The sequence below is a fragment of the Arcicella aurantiaca genome, assembly GCF_003148625.1.
Lineage (GTDB): Bacteria > Bacteroidota > Bacteroidia > Cytophagales > Spirosomataceae > Arcicella > Arcicella aurantiaca.
Genome location: NZ_QGGO01000010.1, coordinates 92,243 through 112,533, shown reverse-complemented (window position 1 = coordinate 112,533; position 20,291 = coordinate 92,243). Strand labels below are relative to the sequence as shown.

Annotated in this window: 21 protein-coding genes; 15 read left to right on the top strand and 6 right to left on the bottom strand. The window is 34.6% G+C overall.

Features of this window, described 5'->3' with window-relative positions; genetic code table 11:
* Positions 1–217: 217 nt before the first annotated feature.
* Together LV89_RS11215 and LV89_RS11210 are read right to left on the bottom strand one after the other, a co-directional pair.
* Entirely contained in the window at positions 218–637 is a 420-nt protein-coding gene (locus LV89_RS11215; protein ID WP_109742988.1) for a hypothetical protein, read from the bottom strand.
* A 128-nt stretch (positions 638–765) separates the two neighbouring features.
* Positions 766–1,326: a TetR/AcrR family transcriptional regulator gene (locus LV89_RS11210; RefSeq protein ID WP_109742987.1), complete on the bottom strand. Its 561-nt coding sequence runs from the start codon at positions 1,324–1,326 to the stop codon at positions 766–768.
* Between the two features lie 208 nt (positions 1,327–1,534).
* Between LV89_RS11210 and LV89_RS11205 the strand changes: the two genes are divergently transcribed.
* Together LV89_RS11205 and LV89_RS11200 are read left to right on the top strand one after the other, a co-directional pair.
* On the top strand, positions 1,535–2,893 hold the full coding sequence (locus LV89_RS11205; protein WP_109742986.1) for a DUF5106 domain-containing protein: 1,359 nt from the start codon (positions 1,535–1,537) through the stop codon (positions 2,891–2,893).
* Between the two features lie 42 nt (positions 2,894–2,935).
* Positions 2,936–3,403 (top strand): VOC family protein, encoded by a 468-nt coding sequence (locus LV89_RS11200; protein WP_109742985.1) that lies wholly within the window; start codon positions 2,936–2,938, stop codon positions 3,401–3,403.
* Positions 3,404–3,577: 174 nt separating this feature from the next.
* On the opposite strand, the gene LV89_RS11195 is transcribed toward LV89_RS11200, so the two are convergent.
* A complete protein-coding gene (locus tag LV89_RS11195; RefSeq protein ID WP_109742984.1) occupies positions 3,578–4,591 on the bottom strand; it encodes a threonine aldolase family protein in 1,014 nt (337 codons plus the stop codon).
* A gap of 145 nt (positions 4,592–4,736) precedes the next feature.
* Here LV89_RS11195 and LV89_RS11190 point away from each other — a divergent pair, with 145 nt between their 5' ends.
* Positions 4,737–5,018, top strand: a complete 282-nt coding sequence (locus tag LV89_RS11190) for an Rdx family protein (RefSeq protein WP_109742983.1) — start codon at positions 4,737–4,739, stop codon at positions 5,016–5,018.
* A gap of 79 nt (positions 5,019–5,097) precedes the next feature.
* Here LV89_RS11190 and LV89_RS11185 read toward each other — a convergent pair whose 3' ends face one another.
* On the bottom strand, positions 5,098–5,967 hold the full coding sequence (locus LV89_RS11185) for a DMT family transporter (protein ID WP_146199143.1): 870 nt from the start codon (positions 5,965–5,967) through the stop codon (positions 5,098–5,100).
* A gap of 78 nt (positions 5,968–6,045) precedes the next feature.
* Here LV89_RS11185 and LV89_RS11180 point away from each other — a divergent pair, with 78 nt between their 5' ends.
* Positions 6,046–6,684: an AlbA family DNA-binding domain-containing protein gene (locus tag LV89_RS11180; protein WP_109742981.1), complete on the top strand. Its 639-nt coding sequence runs from the start codon at positions 6,046–6,048 to the stop codon at positions 6,682–6,684.
* Between the two features lie 137 nt (positions 6,685–6,821).
* Positions 6,822–7,160, top strand: coding sequence for a bacillithiol system redox-active protein YtxJ (gene ytxJ / locus LV89_RS11175; RefSeq protein ID WP_109742980.1), 339 nt, complete (start codon positions 6,822–6,824; stop codon positions 7,158–7,160).
* A 112-nt stretch (positions 7,161–7,272) separates the two neighbouring features.
* Here the strand turns inward: ytxJ and LV89_RS11170 are convergent, their stop codons facing one another.
* Positions 7,273–7,686, bottom strand: a complete 414-nt coding sequence (locus LV89_RS11170) for an OsmC family protein (protein ID WP_109742979.1) — start codon at positions 7,684–7,686, stop codon at positions 7,273–7,275.
* A gap of 379 nt (positions 7,687–8,065) precedes the next feature.
* On the opposite strand from LV89_RS11170, the gene LV89_RS11165 reads away from it, so the two are divergent.
* From LV89_RS11165 to LV89_RS11140, 6 genes are all read left to right on the top strand, one after another.
* Positions 8,066–8,842: a hypothetical protein gene (locus LV89_RS11165; protein WP_146199142.1), complete on the top strand. Its 777-nt coding sequence runs from the start codon at positions 8,066–8,068 to the stop codon at positions 8,840–8,842.
* A gap of 199 nt (positions 8,843–9,041) precedes the next feature.
* Positions 9,042–9,917: a lipoyl synthase gene (gene lipA / locus LV89_RS11160; protein WP_109742977.1), complete on the top strand. Its 876-nt coding sequence runs from the start codon at positions 9,042–9,044 to the stop codon at positions 9,915–9,917.
* A 239-nt stretch (positions 9,918–10,156) separates the two neighbouring features.
* Positions 10,157–11,344, top strand: coding sequence for a lycopene cyclase family protein (locus tag LV89_RS11155; protein WP_109742976.1), 1,188 nt, complete (start codon positions 10,157–10,159; stop codon positions 11,342–11,344).
* Positions 11,345–11,562: 218 nt separating this feature from the next.
* Positions 11,563–12,840 (top strand): methionine adenosyltransferase, encoded by a 1,278-nt coding sequence (gene metK, locus LV89_RS11150; RefSeq protein WP_109742975.1) that lies wholly within the window; start codon positions 11,563–11,565, stop codon positions 12,838–12,840.
* 214 nt (positions 12,841–13,054) lie between these two features.
* Entirely contained in the window at positions 13,055–13,267 is a 213-nt protein-coding gene (locus LV89_RS11145) for a DUF8507 family protein (protein WP_109742974.1), read from the top strand.
* 5 nt (positions 13,268–13,272) lie between these two features.
* Positions 13,273–13,677: a putative toxin-antitoxin system toxin component, PIN family gene (locus LV89_RS11140; protein WP_109742973.1), complete on the top strand. Its 405-nt coding sequence runs from the start codon at positions 13,273–13,275 to the stop codon at positions 13,675–13,677.
* 63 nt (positions 13,678–13,740) lie between these two features.
* Here LV89_RS11140 and hpf read toward each other — a convergent pair whose 3' ends face one another.
* Positions 13,741–14,091: a ribosome hibernation-promoting factor, HPF/YfiA family gene (gene hpf, locus LV89_RS11135; protein ID WP_109742972.1), complete on the bottom strand. Its 351-nt coding sequence runs from the start codon at positions 14,089–14,091 to the stop codon at positions 13,741–13,743.
* Between the two features lie 639 nt (positions 14,092–14,730).
* On the opposite strand from hpf, the gene guaA reads away from it, so the two are divergent.
* From guaA to LV89_RS11115, 4 genes are all read left to right on the top strand, one after another.
* Positions 14,731–16,260, top strand: a complete 1,530-nt coding sequence (guaA, locus tag LV89_RS11130) for a glutamine-hydrolyzing GMP synthase (RefSeq protein WP_109742971.1) — start codon at positions 14,731–14,733, stop codon at positions 16,258–16,260.
* A gap of 412 nt (positions 16,261–16,672) precedes the next feature.
* Positions 16,673–17,056, top strand: coding sequence for a YybH family protein (locus LV89_RS11125; protein WP_109742970.1), 384 nt, complete (start codon positions 16,673–16,675; stop codon positions 17,054–17,056).
* A 131-nt stretch (positions 17,057–17,187) separates the two neighbouring features.
* Positions 17,188–19,128 carry a hypothetical protein gene (locus LV89_RS11120; protein WP_109742969.1) on the top strand — a complete coding sequence of 647 codons (1,941 nt, stop codon included), beginning with the start codon at positions 17,188–17,190 and terminating at the stop codon, positions 19,126–19,128.
* A 12-nt stretch (positions 19,129–19,140) separates the two neighbouring features.
* Positions 19,141–20,211, top strand: coding sequence for a ferritin-like domain-containing protein (locus tag LV89_RS11115; protein ID WP_109742968.1), 1,071 nt, complete (start codon positions 19,141–19,143; stop codon positions 20,209–20,211).
* Positions 20,212–20,291 lie beyond the last annotated feature (80 nt).

Below are 20,291 nucleotides of genomic sequence, written 5' to 3'. Positions count from 1 at the left end.
AGTTTAGGGTTTATTAGTTTATGAGTTTAGGGTTTATTAGTTTATGAGTTTAGGGTTTATTAGTTTATGAGTTTAGGGTTTATGAGTTTATGAGAGATGAGTTAAGGAGGGCGTACCACTTAACTCTTAACTCTTAACTCTTAACTCATAACTCATAACTCTTAACTCATAACTCTTAACTCTTAACTCATAACTCTTAACTCTTAACTCATAACTCTTAACTATATTTCTCTCTTATTTGAAATAAAATCCAGAAACCTATAAATGCACCGATAAGTCCACTGAACCAATTCCCCATACATAAATTATAGATAGCACTTATAAATTGGGCATAATACATATATCTCCAACCATCTTTTTTCAAGTTAAATAAACTCGGAATTGCTAAGGCTTGCAAAACCACCATAACAATCAAGAAAATCATCCCGATTCCATAAGAAAAATTACCTGCAAACCATGCAAAAGGAGAAAGTAGAGTGCCAAGTCCAGCTCCTAAAACGCCAAAAACAACACTGATGATAGCTAAAAACGGAGCTATTTTAACGAACAAATCTTTGATATTATCAGGAAATGAGGGTAATTGTTTGGTGAAAATTGGTTCTAATTCTTTTTCAAGCGGAAGGGTATTCGTTTCCATATTATGTTTGGGTTTATGTGATAAAATATATTTCACACAATTTGGATAAAATATGCCTGATTATCAAATGTTTAATAAGATATTGAGTAAGTGGAAATTTGCAGGATATAATACGAGTTGCAAGTAAACTAAGCCTTTAAACGTTCCATAGTGCGAATGTAGCAATCTTTATAGTAGTAACTTTCGCCATAAAGTTTTGCCATCATAATAGCTCCTTCATATTCCATAATGGACTGCTCAGCTAATTTTTTTGCGTTTTCGGGTGCGTGCGTATATGAGTACAAATGCGTGAGTGCGTTTGTCCAACCTGTGAGAATTTCTTGTAAAACTTCTTTGAATTGTGGGTAAAGATTGACTGTTTCCAAAATGGTATTCCCAACAATACAACCTCCTTCCTTATTGAAAACTGTTTTTGAAAATCGTTTTAACATCGTTTCCATTCGCTCTTGGATAGGCAAATTAGAATTGTAAGCAATTGGAAAAACCTCTTCCTGCAAAAGAATATTGACACTCATCAAAACCTCTTTCATCAAGGTTTCCTTACTGTCAAAATAATGATAAAAACTGCCTTTCAATAACCCTACGGCATGAGCAAGGTCGTTCATAGAAGTATTGTGGTATCCTCTATGGCGAAAAACCTCTAATGATTTGGTAAGAATTTCTTCTTTAGTTACTTTTTGAATGGGCATATTTTATTGGTTTAGTAACACAGACTTTAGTCTGTAAGTTTTATGCTTACAGACTAAAGTCTGTGTTACAAAAATAATCCTTTTTGATAAGTTTTCAATAAGAGCATTTTTGTTAATGAATGTTAAAGTATTCGTTGGATAAATTTCTTGAATAAATTCTTCTTAATTTCGTTAACATTAAAACTAAAAGGTTTAAGAAAACTTTCCAATGAAAAACATTATCGCCCTAATTGCTCTACTTTTTATTGCACAAACCACTTTTTCCCAACATCGTATCGAACTTAAAATCAAAGGATTAAAAGATTCTACGCTTTATTTAGTTCATCATTACGAAGATACCTTCTTGTCGCAGGATACTGCTAAAATAGATGCTTCTGGCTTGGCGGTTTTTAAGGGAAACAAGAAATTGCCACTTGGCTTTTATGTAGTAGCAATGGGACGTAGTAGAATGTTTGATTTGGTTATTAACGACCAAAATTTTTTAATGGAAACCGACACTGCCGACTATACCAATAATCTCAAAATCAAAGGTTCGGTTGAAGCATCGTTATTTCAAGATTTTGTAGCCCAAGCCAACGCTAAAGCCAAGAAATTAAAAGGGGCAAATCCAACTCAAAAACAAGCTATTTATGCTGAATTAGAGCAATTTCAGAAAGATTACGTTCAAAAACATACAGGAACTTTTGCCAGTAATATTCTTCGTGCAGGCGTTGATATTGAAGTGCCTCCTATGCCTGCCAAACCAACTTTACAAGATACCATCAATCAGTCAAATTACTATTTTAAGCATTATTGGGACAATATCAATTTATCCGACGAACGTATGTTACGCACGCCATTTATCGGAAAAAAAATGGATACCTATCTTCAAAATATTAGTTATTTTGAACCTGATACTATTATTCAGATTGCGGATGCTCTCATTGAGAAAACACCAAGAAAAACAGATTTACGCAAATATATTGTAGGAAAATTTGCTCAAAAATTCATTGCTGCCGAGATTATGGGACGTGAAGAAGCCTACATTCATATTGCAGAAAAATACATTATTAACGACCCAGAGTCTGGTTGGGATACGTCTTCTATCCGTCGTAATAAAGAGTATGTGATGAAAATGAAGCCTGTTTTGTTAGGTAATAAAATTTCTAACATGGACATGACTGATACTTTGGATGTGTACACTCCATTGTATGGCGTAAAAGCAAATTATACGCTCGTGATGATTTATGACCCAGAATGTCACCATTGCCAAGAAACAACTAAAAAACTGTTGGACGAATATCCAAAATTGGCTGCCAAAGGCGTGAAAGTTTACATGGCTTGTGGTACAAGAGACAAAAAGAAATGGCTAAATTTTGTTAAAGAATTCAAAACTCAGCGATTTATCAATGTTTTTGACTCGCACATGGTAACTGATTTTACCAATAAATTCAATACTACGGTTTATCCAAATTTATTATTTTTAGATAAAGACAAGAAGATTTTAGCGAATAAAAAATTAGATGTTGAGCAGTATCTTAAAATAATATCTCAGCAGGAGGATAAGAATAAAAAACTAAAGAAGTAAGTTCGTCTCGATTTTATTTTTTTATCCAAAAACAATCAAACAATGAAATTAATATTTAATACAATACTTGCTTTTTGTCTTTTCTTGAATGCTTTTCAAGGAATAAGTCAGGGAACAGAGCCTACCAAAGGCATCACTATTTTATCGTACAATCACGTGGGATTGGCAGTTAAAGACTTGAAAACCAGTGTTACTTTTTATCGTGAAATTATCGGTTTGTCGCCTTTAGATGTACCTGATAATCTTTTAGCTATCAGACGTTGGTTTAAAATTGCCCCAGGTCAAGAACTTCATTTATTGTTAGGAAGGGAAAACCCTGTTGCCAATAATGATAAAAATGGAGCTCATTTTTCGTTATCAATCCCAACAAATTCTGCTGATGGAATTGAGGCATTTTTAAAAGAAAAAAATGTACCATATCATCGCCAGAAACGTTTTGATGGTGCTTATCAAATTTATGTTACCGACCCAGATGGTTATGTAATTGAATTGAATGAACCGAAGAAGTAGGTTTTAAGTTTTTGAGAGTCGTAAGTGTTTAAGTCCATAAAGTCGTAAGGAATTATTGAGATTTAAGTCACCTAACGCTGACAGGGTTCAAGACCCTGTCAGCGTTTAAACTGAAATAATATAAATTTTGGAACAATTTAGAAAAGCTTAAATGGATAATATCTCACATTCCCATCACTTTATAATCTTATTCCTAAATTCCTCCAAATGTTCATCCGTAAAGTCTAAATGAGTTACGAAACGAACTAAATGTTTACCGAAAGTTGCTGCTTTAATGCCTTTTTCATGGAGCTTTTGAACATAATCCGACGATAAAATTTTATCATTCAGTCTGAAAATAACGATATTGGTATCAACAGGATAAATTTCTTCTACTTCTGGTAATTGTTCCATAATCTTCCCGATTTCTCTTGCACGAGCATGGTCTTGCACCAAACGATTTACGTTATTGTCCAAAGCATAAATGCCCGCTGCTGCCAAATAACCCGCTTGTCGCCAACCACCACCCAAACGTTTTCTTACTCTACGAGCCTGTTTAATGAACGTTTTTGTTCCTAAAAGTACCGAACCAATGGGCGTTCCTAAACCTTTTGACAGACAAATAGACATTGAGTCAAATGCTTTTCCGTATTCTAAAGGACTTTCTTTTGTTTCAACCAAAGCATTGAAAATTCTTGCTCCGTCTAAATGTAAAGGAAGATTGTTTTCAAGACAAACTTGTTTGATTTTTTGTATTTCACTAAGGTCATAATACGCTCCTCCGCCTTTATTGACGGTATTTTCTAAGGAAACCAAACGAGTAATGGGATGGTGAATATTATCAGGTTGTATTGCTTCAACAATTTGCTCAGCCGTTAATCTTCCACGATTTCCTTGCAATAAATTGACAGAAGCCAAAGAATTTGCCGCAATGCCGCCACCTTCGTATAAGTATATGTGCGAGAGTGCATCACAAATGACTTCATCGCCTTGTCTGACGTGAACGTTAATGGCAATTTGATTCGTCATTGTTCCCGACGTACAGAAAAGCCCAGCTTCATAGCCAAATATTTGAGCTGTTTTTTCTTCAAGTTCTTTTACGGTTGGGTCATCTTCAAAAACATCATCTCCAACAGTTGCAGAAAACATGATTTCCAACATGGCGGGAGTAGGTTTTGTAAATGTGTCGCTTCTTAATTCAATGGTCATAATTTGTTGATTTATAAATGATGCGTAAATTTCAGAAATATTTACGCTATTTTTAATTATTTCTTTCTGACTTGTGAAAGATGGAATCTATTGAAACACAGATTGTCAGTATATTCGCTTTTCGCAAATCGCTTACTTTTAAAATATGAAACCTAAAATAACGATAGAATACTGCCCAAAATGTCATTGGCTGATGCGTTCGGCATGGTTAGCACAAGAATTATTGACTACTTTTTCGGATGATTTAGCAGAAGTTAGTCTTCGTCCAAGTGAAATTGCAGGACGTTTCCAAATATCACTCAATGACCAACTCATTTTCGACCGTAAACGTGAAGGACATTTTCCTGAAGCTAAAGAAATCAAACAAATCGTCAGAGATATTGTTTGTCCAGAACGCAGTTTAGGGCATTCGGATAGGAAATTGTGAGTTATGAATTGTGAGTTGTGAATTTCTCAAAATATTTGTCCATCATTTATTCACAATTCACAACTTACTAATTCACAATTTATTTTCCTCTATTCACCAAATAAACACCAAACAGAACAACTATTCCACCAATAATTTGTTCAGTTCTGAGTATTTCGTGAAGTAAGAAAAATGAAATAATTGAGGTTAAAACAGGTTGAATTAACAGCGTTGGCGAAACAATAGAAGCAGGTAAAAAACCTAAGGCATAATTGATAGAAAGCCAGCCAATTAAGTGGCAAAAAAGCCCCGAAAGAGCAAAAGAAAGCCATGTTTTGTGAGAAAAATGAAGCATGGGTAAATCTTGTTGCCAACAAATGAGCCATGCCAAAATCATACAAATCAATAGCGACCAACCCATAAAATTAACGGTATCAATACTTCCTCTCACTTGCTGAGTTAAAAGCATATAACCTGCATAAAAAACGGCAGCTCCGATTGCCATTAAATGTCCGATTCCTACATTTGGATTTTCTACAAAATCTCGTCCTGCTACTAAAAAAACACCAAAAGTTGCCACAAAAAGCCCAATCCAATAGATTTTTGAAAGTCTTTGTTTGAAAATAAATAACGAGCCTAATCCCACAAAAACAGAAGCATTATTTGCCAATAAAGTAGAAACTGATGCCGTCGTTTTTAGAATAGAAAGATTCCAAAGGCTCATATCTAACACAAAAAATAATGCCCCCAAAAAGATTAATAAAAGAGTTTTGGTATTAGGAATTTTTATTTTTTTGTAAAGCCAAATCGGGAATAAGCCCAAGAAACAAAAAAAGTAACGATAAAAACCAGAAGTCAGGGCAGGAGCGTCCGCCATTTTTACGAAAATGGCGGACCAGCCAATACAAAAAACGCCTAAAAGAAGAAATGCGTAGGCTTTTATGGGAGTTTGTGGAATATCGGAGTTCAAGTAGTGGTATGTTTTGAGATGAAGTGAATAGTCTATTCTTAAATTTATGGTAAATTTACTCAAATAAACAATTTATTGATGATAGAAAAAGAATTTCTGAAATTACTCAAACAAAAAGAATCTATTCATTTAGAATTTAAAAGTAGAATTGAAAATCCTCATAAAGCCGCCCGCATTTTGGCCGCTTTTAGTAATACATCTGGAGGAAAATTGGTGGTAGGTGTTGACGATGATAAAACAATCAAAGGTTGTTCTGAATTAGAAGAAATGACCAAGATTATTCAAGCGGCAAATGAGTTAGTTGTTCCGCCCATAGACATTCAATATAGTTCATACACGCATGAAGGAAAGCGTAAAGTGTTGATTGTCAATGTGCAAGAAAGCTCGCAGAAGCCCCACGAAGCCATTGATGAAAAGCAAAATAGTATCGTTTTTGTAAGAGCCAACGACCAAACTACGCCCGTTACAAAAGAAATGACTCAAATTTTAGATAAATATGACGATACCGTTGACAAAGAACTTTTGGCTCAACCCAACGTAAAAGCCTTGATAATTTATCTAAAAAGAAATATGAAAGTTACGGCGAAAGAATATGCCAAATTGGTTAATATTTCACCTTATAGAGCAACCAAATTGTTAGAAGGATTAACGTATGGAGGTATTTTATTGATGCTTTCTAAACAAAAACCGACACAGTTTGTCTTGAAAAAATGGTAACGTTTTACTGGCTTTTGTCTGGGAAACCTTATCATAGACTGAGATTGTTTCCCTTGAAACTTGTATCATCTGAACGAAACCTTTTTACATTAAAAATTGTCAATACGGTATCAATTATTCACTCAAATTATTAAAAAATGAATTGGAATCAATTAACAGAAGTAGAACAATTACAGACTATTAAAGAAGAATCATATAATTATCCAGTATTGATTTTAAAGCACAGCACAACTTGTTCAATTTCATCAACAGCCTTAAATCGTTTGGAAAGAAATTGGAAACAAGAAAAAGTAGGCGAATTGAAACCCTATTATTTGGATTTACTTCGTTATAGACCAATTTCAAATGAAATTGCTAATCTTTTCAAAGTAGAGCATCAGTCGCCACAGGTATTAATTATTCAAAATGGAGAATGTGTTTATGAGGCATCGCATTTTGAAATTTCGTTTGCTGAATTAGAAGGAGCAGTTGCGTAGTTAGGAGAAATAGGGAAGGAGTTAAGGGGAAATGGGGAAGATGATTGACAAATATGTTTATCTGCTTTCCCATTCTTTATAAGGCATAACCCTTAACTCTATTCTTCTCCGATTAAAGCCATTCGATATTTACGACTTGTTCAACATCAGGATGTAAACTTAACGATACTGGGCATTTGTGAGCGGTATTTTCTAATTTCTTAATTTGCTCAGCAGAAAGGGCAATATTTGCTTTCATTTTTAAGTTTATCTCTAAGCGAGCCACTTTACGAGGAGGCGTTTGAGACATAATCTTAGTTACTTCCACCTCAGACCCCGCTAATTCTATTTCATCTCTTTGAGCAACAATTGCCATCGTCGTAAGCATACATGTACCCGTAGCTGTTGCTAATAAATCGGTAGGAGAAAATGCTTCTCCTTTGCCCATATTGTCAGTTGGAGCATCTGTAATTAATTGATTACCAGATTGTAAGTGAATTGATGAGGTACGTAGGTCGCCCAAATAAGAGGTTTTTACTGTTGGCATGATATTAATTATTGTTTAGTTTATTAAGATTTAAGACAACTATTCTTTATCAAATAATGTCATTGATAATAGTTAATATTGGTTAAAAATATTTAGGTTTACCAAAACAAAATAACTTAAAACATTGATAAGTAAGTATTCGTTATGAATTAGGCGGTTCGTCGTTACAATTATGGTTGAATATGTTGGAATGTCCTCATTAATAGTGAGTTTCAACACTAATGCTAACAACTAAAGCCTAACCACTATTTAGCAAGTTGTTTTGTTCGCTTTTCGCAAATCGTTTTTTCCTTATTATATTTTAGCCTAAATTAACACAAATAGAAGCCGAATCCGTATTTTTATGAAAAATTAATCTCTTGAATCGAGTAATTGTCCCGTGAAAAAACTACTAACTATATCTCTCATCCTTTCATTATCTTTAATATTGACTGATAGAGTCAATGCTCAAAGACGTAATGCACCAACAAAAAATACCTCAAAGGAGGTAACAGATGAAGAAAACTTTAAATCCATATTATCATTTGGGCTAACAACCAATACTAATTCTGGGCTTTTAGGAGGTATTGCAGCCCGCAAAGAAATAGCTATTAATAACAATGCTTTGCATCGCCAATTTCACTATATTGGTCTTGAAATAGTGACAGTAAACCACTTGAAAGAAAGTACTGCCAATGTAGGAGGAACAGGTGGAAGTTATGTTTATGGTAAACAGAATTATCTTTTTGCTATTCGTCCACAATATGGGCGTGAGATAAATTTATTCAGGAAATCATCAGAAGGTGGCGTTAATGTTAATGGAATTTTAGCCGCAGGTCCAACCATTGGATTGTTAAAACCCTATTATGTTCAAGTTTATTACGGTAGAGGAATTACAAGAGACGAAATATTTGACCCTAAAAAACATACGTCCAGTAATATAGCAGGTAGTGGTGGTTTGTTTGAAGGACTTGGAGAGGCAAAATTTGTTCCGGGCGTTAACTTAAAAGCTGCTCTCAATTTTGAATTAGATGCTTTTCGTCAGTCTAATATTAGTTTAGAGGTAGGTTTTTTGGCAGAAGCCTATACCCAAAAAATGAATATTATGGCTTTTGCTGAAAATAGAAGCGTTTTTACTTCGGGATATTTAACAGTATTTTTTGGAGGAAAGAAATAAGAATAAACCCAGTAAATAGAAATATTATTCAACTAAACGTCAATAAAATGAAAACCAATTTCATTTTATTGACGTTTTTATTTTAATCAGTCTTAAATTTGTGCGATAATGAGGTCTGAGGTTTTAGTTAATGGGTTTTAGGTGAAAGTTTTCCCTATAATCTAATCCCTAAAACCTAAAACCTAATCCCTTAAATGAAATGATAGAATTACCAGTAGTAGCTCCTGCGGCTACAAGACATAACAAAAAACCAGATTGGCTTCGTGTAAAATTGCCAATCGGTCAAGAATACGCTCGTGTACGTAATATCGTAGAAGAAAATAAATTACATACTATCTGTCAATCAGGCAATTGCCCAAATATGGGTGAATGTTGGGGAGCAGGCACAGCAACCTTTATGATTTTGGGTAACGTGTGTACTCGCTCATGTACATTCTGTGCAGTAGCAACGGGTCGTCCAAATGAATATGATGCAGACGAACCACGTCGTGTAGCTGAGGCAATTAAATTAATGGGAGTAAAACACGCCGTTCTGACTTCGGTAAACCGTGACGAATTGAAAGATAAAGGGGCTGAAATTTGGTATCAAACCGTTGTACAAGTGAAAGAATTATCGCCAAGTACAACGATTGAAACGCTTATTCCTGACACAAAAGGAAATTGGGATGCCCTTATCAGAATGATTGAAGGTGGACAAGAAGTGGTTTCTCACAACATGGAAACCGTTGAGAGATTATACAGAAATGTGCGTCCGCAAGCAAAATATGCTCGTAGTTTAGAACAAACCAAACGTACCAAAGAATTTGGGAAACGCACTAAATCGGGTATTATGTTAGGTTTGGGCGAAACACAAGACGAAGTTTTCAAGGCAATGGATGATTTGGTAGAAAATGGGTTAGACGTTTTGACTTTAGGACAATACCTACAACCAACTAAAATGCACCACGAAGTTATTGAGTGGATTCATCCAGATACGTTCGCAATGTACAAAGAAGAAGGTTTAAGACGTGGTTTGAATTACGTAGAATCTGGAGCTTTGGTAAGAAGTAGTTATCACGCTGAGAAACATATATAATTTGTAGTAAAGGTTTTTAATCCAAAATCGTTTAGTTAAGCCGATTCAACTTCCCGAAAGTTTTAAACTTTCGGGAAGTTTGCCCAAATAATAACTTATAAACTAAACTACATTGGTTTTCTAACCTGTCAATTTTGTAAAAGACAGGTTGGAAACCTGTCCTACAATAAAAAAATCCCGTAAGATTCAAAACTTACGGGATTTTTTATTGTTATCTTCCGTAAGCGAACTGTATAAATATGTCTTTCAAAAATAACCAAAATTCCCCAAATACTTACGATTACATCATTGCAGGCGGAGGTATGGCGGGGCTTTCTTTAGCTTTTTATCTCAATCAGTCAAGTTTGCGGAATAAATCTATCCTCATAATAGACCGTGATGTAAAAAATACCAACGACCATACGTGGTGTTTTTGGGAAAAAGGACAATCGCCTTATGAAGAAATTATCGCTCAAAAATGGAAAGGAGTTTGGTTTCATGGAACTGATAATTTTTCTCAATTTCTTGATATTCAGCAATATACTTACAAAATGATTCGGGGCATTGATTTCTACAATTATGTTATTCCGATATTGAAACAAAATCCAAATATTACTTTTTTACAAGCTGATATTTTAGAAGTTTCCGAAACCGTAAAAACAAACAAAGGCGACTTTTACGCCTCCGAATTTGTCTTTGATAGCTCATTTCGTTCCAAATATAATAATCCTGATTACCACAATATGCTTCAACATTTTAAAGGTTGGGTCATTGAAACATCAAAACCAGTCTTTAAAGTTAATGAACCTACTCTTTTTGATTTCAGAACTGAACAAAAAAATGAACTTCGATTTGTCTATGTTTTGCCTCATTCTGAAACAAAGGCTTTGATTGAATTTACTATTTTTTCAGATAATCTTATCGAAGATTTAGAGTATGAATTTTATCTGAAAAAATACATAGAAGAAACTTTAAAAGTAGGTGATTATCAGATAAAACCTGAAGAATATCAGATTTCTGAAACCGAATTTGGTATCGTTCCGATGTCTGATGAGCCGCACGAAGTTTTACCCATGACTAAGGTTATCCGCATTGGTACATCGGGCGGATATGTGAAGGCTTCTACGGGGTATAGTTTTCAGAGAAGTCAACGTTTTTTACAGCGATTGGTAAAGTCATTGGAGCAGAATATAGACATCAAAAATGGTATGATAACGAATCATTGGAAAGGCTTTTTAGATACAGTTCTTTTAAATGTGATGTTGAAAAATAGGACACCCCAAGATGAGATTTTTACTCGATTATTCAAATACAATAAACCTTCTCAAGTATTAAAGTTTTTAGATGAGGATACTTCATTTTTTGAAGATGTTGCTCTTATCAATACCGTTCCTAAACCTCCGTTCATCAAAGCGGCTTGGAATGTCTTATTTAAAAAGTTATTCTGATGTTGACTTACTTCTTAAATTACCGAAACTAAAGTTTTTGTGAATAATAGAAATATTGTTGCTTTTTAGCCTATTTTTTATTTAATTAACTTTAAAAATGACACTTGTTAGATAATTTATCTATAAAATGGCTATTTGACAACCCAAATTGTCAAATCAAAATATTCCTTTTAAATTTGTGAATTATTAGATTTTTCATATTTCATAAATTATAAATAATGGCATATCTTTTCACCTCTGAGTCGGTATCGGAAGGACACCCAGACAAAGTATCAGACCAAATCTCAGACGCATTGATTGACAATTTCATGGCGTTTGACCCTTCTTCTAAAGTAGCTTGCGAAACCCTTGTAACAACAGGATTAGTAGTTTTGGCGGGTGAAGTAAAAACAAAAACATATCTCGATGTTCAGGCTATTGCCCGTGAAGTTATCCGCAAAATCGGTTATACTAAGTCGGAATATATGTTTGAAGCTAATTCTTGTGGTATTATTTCTGCGATTCACGACCAATCTGACGATATTAATCAAGGTGTAGATAGAGTAACGGCTGATGATTTCGAGTCAAAAGCAAATGCACAAGGAGCAGGTGACCAAGGTATGATGTTTGGTTACGCAACTCGTGAGACTGAAAATTATATGCCTTTGGCTTTGGATTTGGCTCATACTATCTTGAAAGAAATGTCAGAAATTCGTAACAACGAACCTGCATTAATCGGATACCTTCGCCCAGATGCAAAATCTCAAGTAACTATTGAATATTCTGACGATAACGTTCCTCAAAGAATTGATACCATCGTTGTTTCAACACAACACGATGATTTTGCTGATGATGAAACAATGTTAGCAAAAATCAAGGCTGACGTTATCAATATCGTTATTCCAAGAGTAAAAGCTAAATTGAAACCTGAATTACAAGGACTTTTCAATGATGCAATTACTTATCATATCAACCCAACTGGAAAATTTGTAATCGGTGGACCACACGGAGATACAGGTTTGACAGGTCGTAAGATTATCGTTGATACTTATGGTGGAAAAGGTGCTCACGGTGGTGGTGCATTCTCTGGAAAAGACCCTTCAAAAGTTGACCGTTCGGCAGCTTATGCAACTCGTCACGTTGCTAAAAATGCAGTAGCAGCTGGTCTTTGTGATGAAATCTTAGTTCAAGTTTCTTACGCAATCGGTGTGGCTAAACCATGTGGTTTGTTCGTAAATACTTATGGAACGGCTAAAGTTGGTTTAACTGATGGAGAAATTGCTCGTAAATTAGAAGAAGTATTTGATATGCGTCCTTATGCAATCGAACAACGTTTGAAATTACGTAACCCAATTTATTCAGAAACTGCTGCTTACGGACACATGGGACGTAAAAATGAAGTAGTTAAAAAATCTTTCAAAGGACCAGACGGAACCGTGAAAGAAGTTGAAGTAGAACTTTTCACTTGGGAGAAATTAGATTTTGTTGATGCAGTGAAAGCAAAGTTTGGCTTGTAAGAAAAAAGGTGTTAGGTATTGGGTTTTAGGTGTTAGATTAAACACTAAAACCCAATACCTAAAAACTAACACCTCTGATATAAAAAAGGGTTGCTTTCGTGAGAAAGCAACCCTTTTTGTGTTTAAAAATATTGTTTTCTATCAAAACTATGGATTTTTATAGATTTATGAATAAATTGAACTAATTATTTAAGAAATTTAAAATCTTAGGACTATGGTAATTCACAAAACACCTTTTAGCAATATTCAACAAGAACTATTGAAACTATATTCACATCAAGTAGCTGATAGTGATTTATTAGCAATCAAAGATTTAATAGGAGAATATTTTGCTAAACGTCTTTCGCAAATGGCAGATATTGCATGGGAAAAAAACAACTGGACAAATGATGATATGGATTCAATTTTGAATGATACTAATCAGTAGTTTTGATGAATATAGTTTTGGATACAAATGTATTTCTGGTATCGTTAGCTTCACATTCAAAATATCACCTTATTTATCAGGCATTATCTAATAATTTTTTTGATTTGTACGTGAGTAATGAAATTTTGACAGAATATGACGAAGTTATCAGTAAAAGATTAGGATGTGATATTACCGACTTGAAATTAAGAGAATTACTTAATTTGAAAAATGTTCATAAAATTGAGCCGTTTTATAATTGGCAATTAATTGAAATCGACCCAGACGATAATAAATTTGTGGATTGTGCAATAGCTATTAGTGCAGATTTTATAGATATATTGAAAGACATTCCATTTCCTATTGTGGACACAATAAAGGCAGAAGATTTTTTAATATTATTGCAAAATGATTTTATGGGATTCCAATAAAAAAGGGTTGCTTTCGTGAGAAAGCAACCCTTTTTGGTATGTTAGAGAAATGGTTTCTCCTGATTAACTCTCCATTGCCATTGAAATTAGCACGTTACGAGTTGGATTTACTTTTTCTTGGATTTTATCTTTAAACTTTTTTAGTTGAACTTTTAATGCTTCAATGGCGATGTCCATTGCTTCTTCAAAAGTAGAGGCTTGTTCCTTCACAAATAACGTCCCTCCGGGTAAATTAATTTTCACTTCTAACATTTTGCTTCTGACCTTCTTGGTATCTCCTTTATCTAACCTTAGAAAAACCTCACCACCAGTAATTCGGTCATAAAACATATCCAATTTATTAAGTTTTGATTGGATAAACTCTAACAGCTTCATGTCAGCGTCAAAGTGAATTGAATGCACTTGTAATTTCATACGCACTCCCTGTTTAAATTGATAGATAATTAACAAAGATTTGCCCATTAGAGCAGTTCTCTGCGTGAACTTGCGATTTCTTATTTCTTGCTTGAATATCTACAAATAATTTTCAATAATTAATGAGTTGTAGATAGGAAACCCAAAACAAGGAATATCAAATTCATAGTCAAAGAACTCTCAGAGTTTGTCATAAAATCCTATTTTAAATTAAGTAGGATTTGACATTGTTTGGGCGTTTTCTTAAATGAATTTATAGATTAATTTTGTATTATCCTAATGTTAAATGCACATTCTTTGAAAAATCAAAGTCAATATTCCTACCTATAAGCATTGTAAAGCTTAAAAACTTGGAATAATGCAAAAATGGTATTTTGATACATAAAATGTGCCATTTAAAAGTGGTAAAAATGACTTCCAATTAACTGTTTTATTCTGTAAAATGCTTTTATTTAGGGTTTTCAAGCCTAAAAATTAAAATTATCTAACGATTTTTAGAATTGTCTTCAATATTCTATCCTAAAACCATAAATTTTCCCGAAATTTACGTTTTAGTTTTTTTCGCCGTTGTCAGGCTATGCGTCTCAAACTATGCGTTTCAGTATTTGCACAGACAACCGCAGTATTCACTCCAAAAAAATGTCCGAAAAAATAATTATTCTTGATTTTGGTTCACAAGTAACTCAATTGATTGCTCGCCGTGTTCGTGAACTTAATATTTACTGCGAAATCCACCCGTTCAATAAAATCCCAACTATCGACGAATCTGTAAAAGGAATTATTCTTTCGGGAAGCCCTTGTTCGGTACGTGATGAAGATTCTCCACGAGTTGACGTAAGTCTTTTCAGAGGAAAATTACCTGTTTTGGGTATTTGTTACGGTGCTCAATTATTGGCTTTTTTAGGTGGTGGCGAAGTGTATAATTCTGGTCACCGTGAGTACGGAAGAGCCGCTTTGAAAACGGTTGCTCCAAGTCCATTATTGGAAGGTGTTTCTGAAAATAATCAAGTTTGGATGTCGCATGGAGATACCATTATGTCAATTCCTGATGATTTTGAAGTAATTGGTTCAACTGACGACGTGAAATATGCCGCTTTCCATATTAAAGGAGAACAAACTTTCGGGATTCAATTTCACCCAGAAGTTACGCACTCTTTGGAAGGAAAAACAATGTTGAAAAACTTTGTAATTGGCGTTTGTAATTGTTCACAAGATTGGACGGCTGATTCTTTCGTAGATTCAACGGTGGCAGCTTTGAAAGCACAATTAGGAGACGATAAAGTTGTTTTAGGACTTTCGGGCGGAGTAGATAGTTCGGTAGCAGCGGTGTTGATTCACAAAGCAATTGGCAAAAATCTTTACTGTATTTTTGTTGATAACGGATTATTAAGAAAAAATGAATTTGAAGACGTACTTGAATCGTACAAAAACTTAGGTTTGAACGTAAAAGGCGTTAATTCAAAAGATATATTTTATAAGGCTTTGGAAGGTTTAACTGACCCAGAAGCAAAGAGAAAAGCAATCGGAAAGGCATTTATTGATGTTTTTGACCAAGAATCTCATTTGATTGAAGATGTAAAATGGTTGGGACAAGGTACAATTTATCCAGACATTATTGAGTCGGTTTCAGTGAGTGGAGGTCCTTCACAAACGATTAAGTCTCACCATAATGTAGGCGGTTTACCTGACTATATGAAATTGCAGGTAGTTGAGCCTTTGAAGACTTTGTTTAAAGACGAAGTGCGTTTGGTGGGTAAAACTTTGGAAATTCCTCAGTTTATTTTAGGTCGTCACCCATTCCCAGGCCCAGGTTTAGGAATCAGAATTTTGGGAGATATTACGGCTGAAAAAGTACAAATCTTACAAGAAGTTGACCATATTTTTATCAACGGGTTGAAAAACAGAGGTTTATATGATGGCGTTTGGCAAGCAGGAGCAATGCTTTTACCAATTCAATCGGTAGGCGTAATGGGTGATGAACGTACTTATGAGCGTGTTGTGGCTTTACGTGCAGTGTCATCGGTGGACGGCATGACGGCGGATTGGTGTCATTTACCTTATGATTTCTTGGCTGATATTTCTAACGAAATTATCAACAAAGTAAAAGGTGTAAACCGTGTTGTGTATGATATTTCGTCAAAACCACCCGCAACTATTGAGTGGGAATAGAAGTAACACAGACTTTAGTCTGTAAGTTTATCAAAAAAATATTTACAGACTAAAGTCTGTGTTACAAAACGCCTGATTTCTTTATTAGAAGTCAGGCGTTTTTTATGCGATTGTTTTTCTTAAAAATTACTCAATGACCGAAAAATAGATTTCGTTAATTAAAGTGAATTTTCTTCTTTAAAATTTGTGAAGAACCCCATATATTTACGATTGTAACATTCTAAATACCATTTTAACTATAAAGTCTCGGCTTCATTCTTCCTATTCTTAATTTCTTCTTGCTTAAATAAATTTTAGAGCACCGTATTTTAATTCCGAATTATCAATAGAGATTTTCCTTCAATTTCTTAAAAATTGAAGCAGATATTCCTATGCTCTTACTCAAGGATTATTCTCTCAAAAAATCAATACGATGAATACTGAAAAAACACAAATTGATAAAATCCGTCTCATTGTTCAAGAAGCCGAAAATACAGGAAATTTGGAATTAATGGCTTCCGTTTTAGCTGAAGATATTACCGTTATTGTACCTGATACGCCCGTTGTAAGTGGGAAAACCGCAGGAGTAGCATTCTTGAAATCCTGGTTTGATGCCTTTAAAATTGAGATAACATATCAAGCACAAAATATTGAGGTAAAAGGCGAAATGGCGTATGAATGGAGCATTTATCATCAAACCACAACCGATAAACAAACAGGGGAGAAGGCATCTGAAATTGGGAGAATTTTGTGGGTTTACAAAAAATATAAAGGTGTTTGGTTGCAAAATTTTGTGATTTGGAATACCATCAGTTAATGAAATACTGATTAGTTATTGGTGATGAATAAATTGATAAAATGCTTGTTTTGAGATTGTTATGATTTATGAAATTGCTGTATGACTTTTAAAAATAGTTAATGAAAGCTTAAATTTTAAAACCTAAAACTATGTCTTATTTACATTCTCCACGATTAGTCTTTTCAGGAGATTTTCTCTCGGATGTTTCAACCGTTAATAATGATGTGACGCATTATAACAATGACACCTTTAGTTGCAACTTCCAACAATATGGTACAGGAAGTACAAACGGTTGGTGGAATCCTGAGGGAGGAGCCGTTTTTAATTTCAAAAATTGTTTTGTTCAACAATTAACCATGCCAGATGGGACTTCTGTAACTGACCCTTCTGCGGATATTATTGTTGGACAAATTGTTTCGGGTTCAGAAGGAAGACCTTCGGGGAAAATGCTTGATTTAGATCCAGACGCTCAAATGGTTTCAGCTCTTTGGTGTGTACAAATACGTATTTGTACGCCTGATAATGAATTACTTTTGAAAGGTGACATTGAGCCTACGTGTTTCAGAGATATGCAACTTCGCCAATTAGCAGGAAGTAGTGTAAACGGTCAGCCGTATGGAGCTTGTTGGACATCTGTTTTGACAAATCTCGTTTGGGGTGAAAATATCGAAGCCTCACCTTTTTTATCCGAATTACAAAGAACTACGCAAGGCGATAAATTGAGTGTCAATCTCAACGCTTTTGGATATTATTATAATCATGCTCCCGACGGACGTTTTTCTTTAGGGAAAATCATTGGTACAATTGGACCTTGGTTTGAGCAAGAGCCAATCAATTTTGCCGCTTGCCGACGACTTTATGGTGTATTAAATGTGAGTCCCAAGAGTCAGTCTCAGTATTTTACCATTAATAATTTCTTGTTGGAAGAAAACAACAACCGTCTTTCTATTGATTTTGGTAATAGTTTTCCTATTTCAGACTCTTTAGGTACAATTTCCACAACGCAAACATTAATTGTTGGTGTTGCCAATCCCAATAATGCTTTTTCGAATAACGCTTCACCAACAAAAACATTTGTAAATGCCAGTCAGTTTACCGAAATCGGCATTGTTTCTTATATCTCAGGTTCAAATCAGTGGCTTAGTCAATTGGGAGGAATCCAGACTTTCAATAATTTACCCGACAGTATTGTAGAAGCTCTGAAAAATAACCAATTATTACTTTTAACACCTTCTACAACCAATGTTGGACAATACGTTTTATTAGGTCGTGAAACTATCGATGGCGTATATGTACGAGCAGATAATTTTGTTCAACGAATTGATACTAATCAGACCGTAACCGTTAATTTTTACAGTTATCAGTGGGGAAAAGCCCTGCCCAATACCACTATAAATGTGGTTTTGGAGAAAGCCACTCGTAATATTCCTCAAAATCCTGTTACCAATCCAATCTGTGAAATTTATGGAAATAATTTCCCGCAAGATGGTATTACTTTTCAAGCTACGATTGAAACAGACAGCAATGGATTTGGGCAATTGGAAATTACAGGAAATGAAATCAACTCGCCAAGAGTTTACATTGACGGACAGGTTTATACCTTAGATTATAGCAATTCGGTCAGTGAACCTTTAGGAGATGGCAGTAATATTGTGCTTCATTTACGGGATTATTTTGAAGTACCAGAAACGCCAACTTGGTCAGATATTTCCGCAACCATGATTCAGTATGCCAATTTGTATCCGATTATGAGTAAATATTTAGTCAATTTGGCAAATCCGAATGATTTAATTTTGAAGAAAGAAATTCTAAAATTTGCCTTTTCAAGAGATATTCATGATACCATGCACATGCCAGTAACTCGTGATTTATCCGATGCAAAACGAAATACTATTCTCAAATGGCTTGAAAATCCGATTATTAATTCGCCAAATAAGGTATTGAGTAGCGTAAAAGCGAGAAATGAAAATACCGTTTCTGCCGACGAACCTTTGAGCGATAATCAGAAAAAATACAAAGAAGCTGTAAAAGCTAAAAATGGCTCAATGCCTCCTTTGCCATCAATCACTAATTTATTTGAAAACCTTTAAACAACCTCAACCATGTTAAAAATAGATTCAAAATATGTAGAAATGGCTCAGCGTGCAACAGAGCTTTGTGAGTTACATATTCTACTTCAAAAAGCCATTGAGTTAGAGCATTCAACAATTCCGCCGTACTTAACGGCGATGTATTCGCTGATTCCAAAAACCAATATGGGAGCCAGAAGCATCATTCATTCAATTGTGGTGGAAGAAATGCTTCACATGACAATTTCTGCCAATATTTTAAATGCTTTGGGTGGACATCCGAAGATAAATACGCCCGATTTTGTACCCGAATATCCCGGTAATTTACCAATGGGAATTGGTGGTTCGGGTTTTGTGGTTGGACTTGAAAAGTTTTCAAAAAAAGTAGTAAAAAACGTTTTTATGGAAATTGAAGAACCAGAACATCCAATTGAATTTCCGACTTTAATGGCAAAAGCTACTTTACCAACCTTTGCAACGATTGGAGCATTTTATAATGCCATTCAAGCAAAAATTGAAGAAATTGCTCCAGATACTTTACCCGGAGATTCAGCTTTGCAAGTGACTTCAAATTTCTTTGATTCCAATTTATTATACCCAATTCTTACAAAACAAGATGCTATCAACGCTATCAATATCATCATTGACCAAGGCGAAGGAACGGAAGATTCTCCTTTGGGCGGTGAAAATGATTATGAATTAGCCCATTATTATCGTTTTGAGGAACTTTACTATGGTCAAAAATTGGTGAAAGACCCAGATGCTGAACATGGTTATTCGTTTACAGGACCAACCATTCCGATTGATACCTCACGTACAGGTGTTTATCCTATTTACCCAAATACTAAAACGGATATGCTTCCTGATAATTCAGAAGCTAAAAACCGAATGAACGAATTTAATAGCAGTTATTATTCGTTATTGGCTGGTTTGCATGATGTTTTTAATGGCAAGCCAAATGATTTGGATAAAAATATAGGAACGATGTACGATATAAAATTGTCAGCAGAAAAACTTTGTGCTATGCCTTTTCCAAATAAGAGAGGCTACAATGTTGGTCCTTCATTTGAATTTGTGAGTCCAACGGCATTTTTGCTTTCATAGTTAGGTGGAGGATTTGAGTATTTGATTTTTGAGGATTTGATTTTTGAGGATTTGATTTTTTGAGGATTTGATTTTTTGAG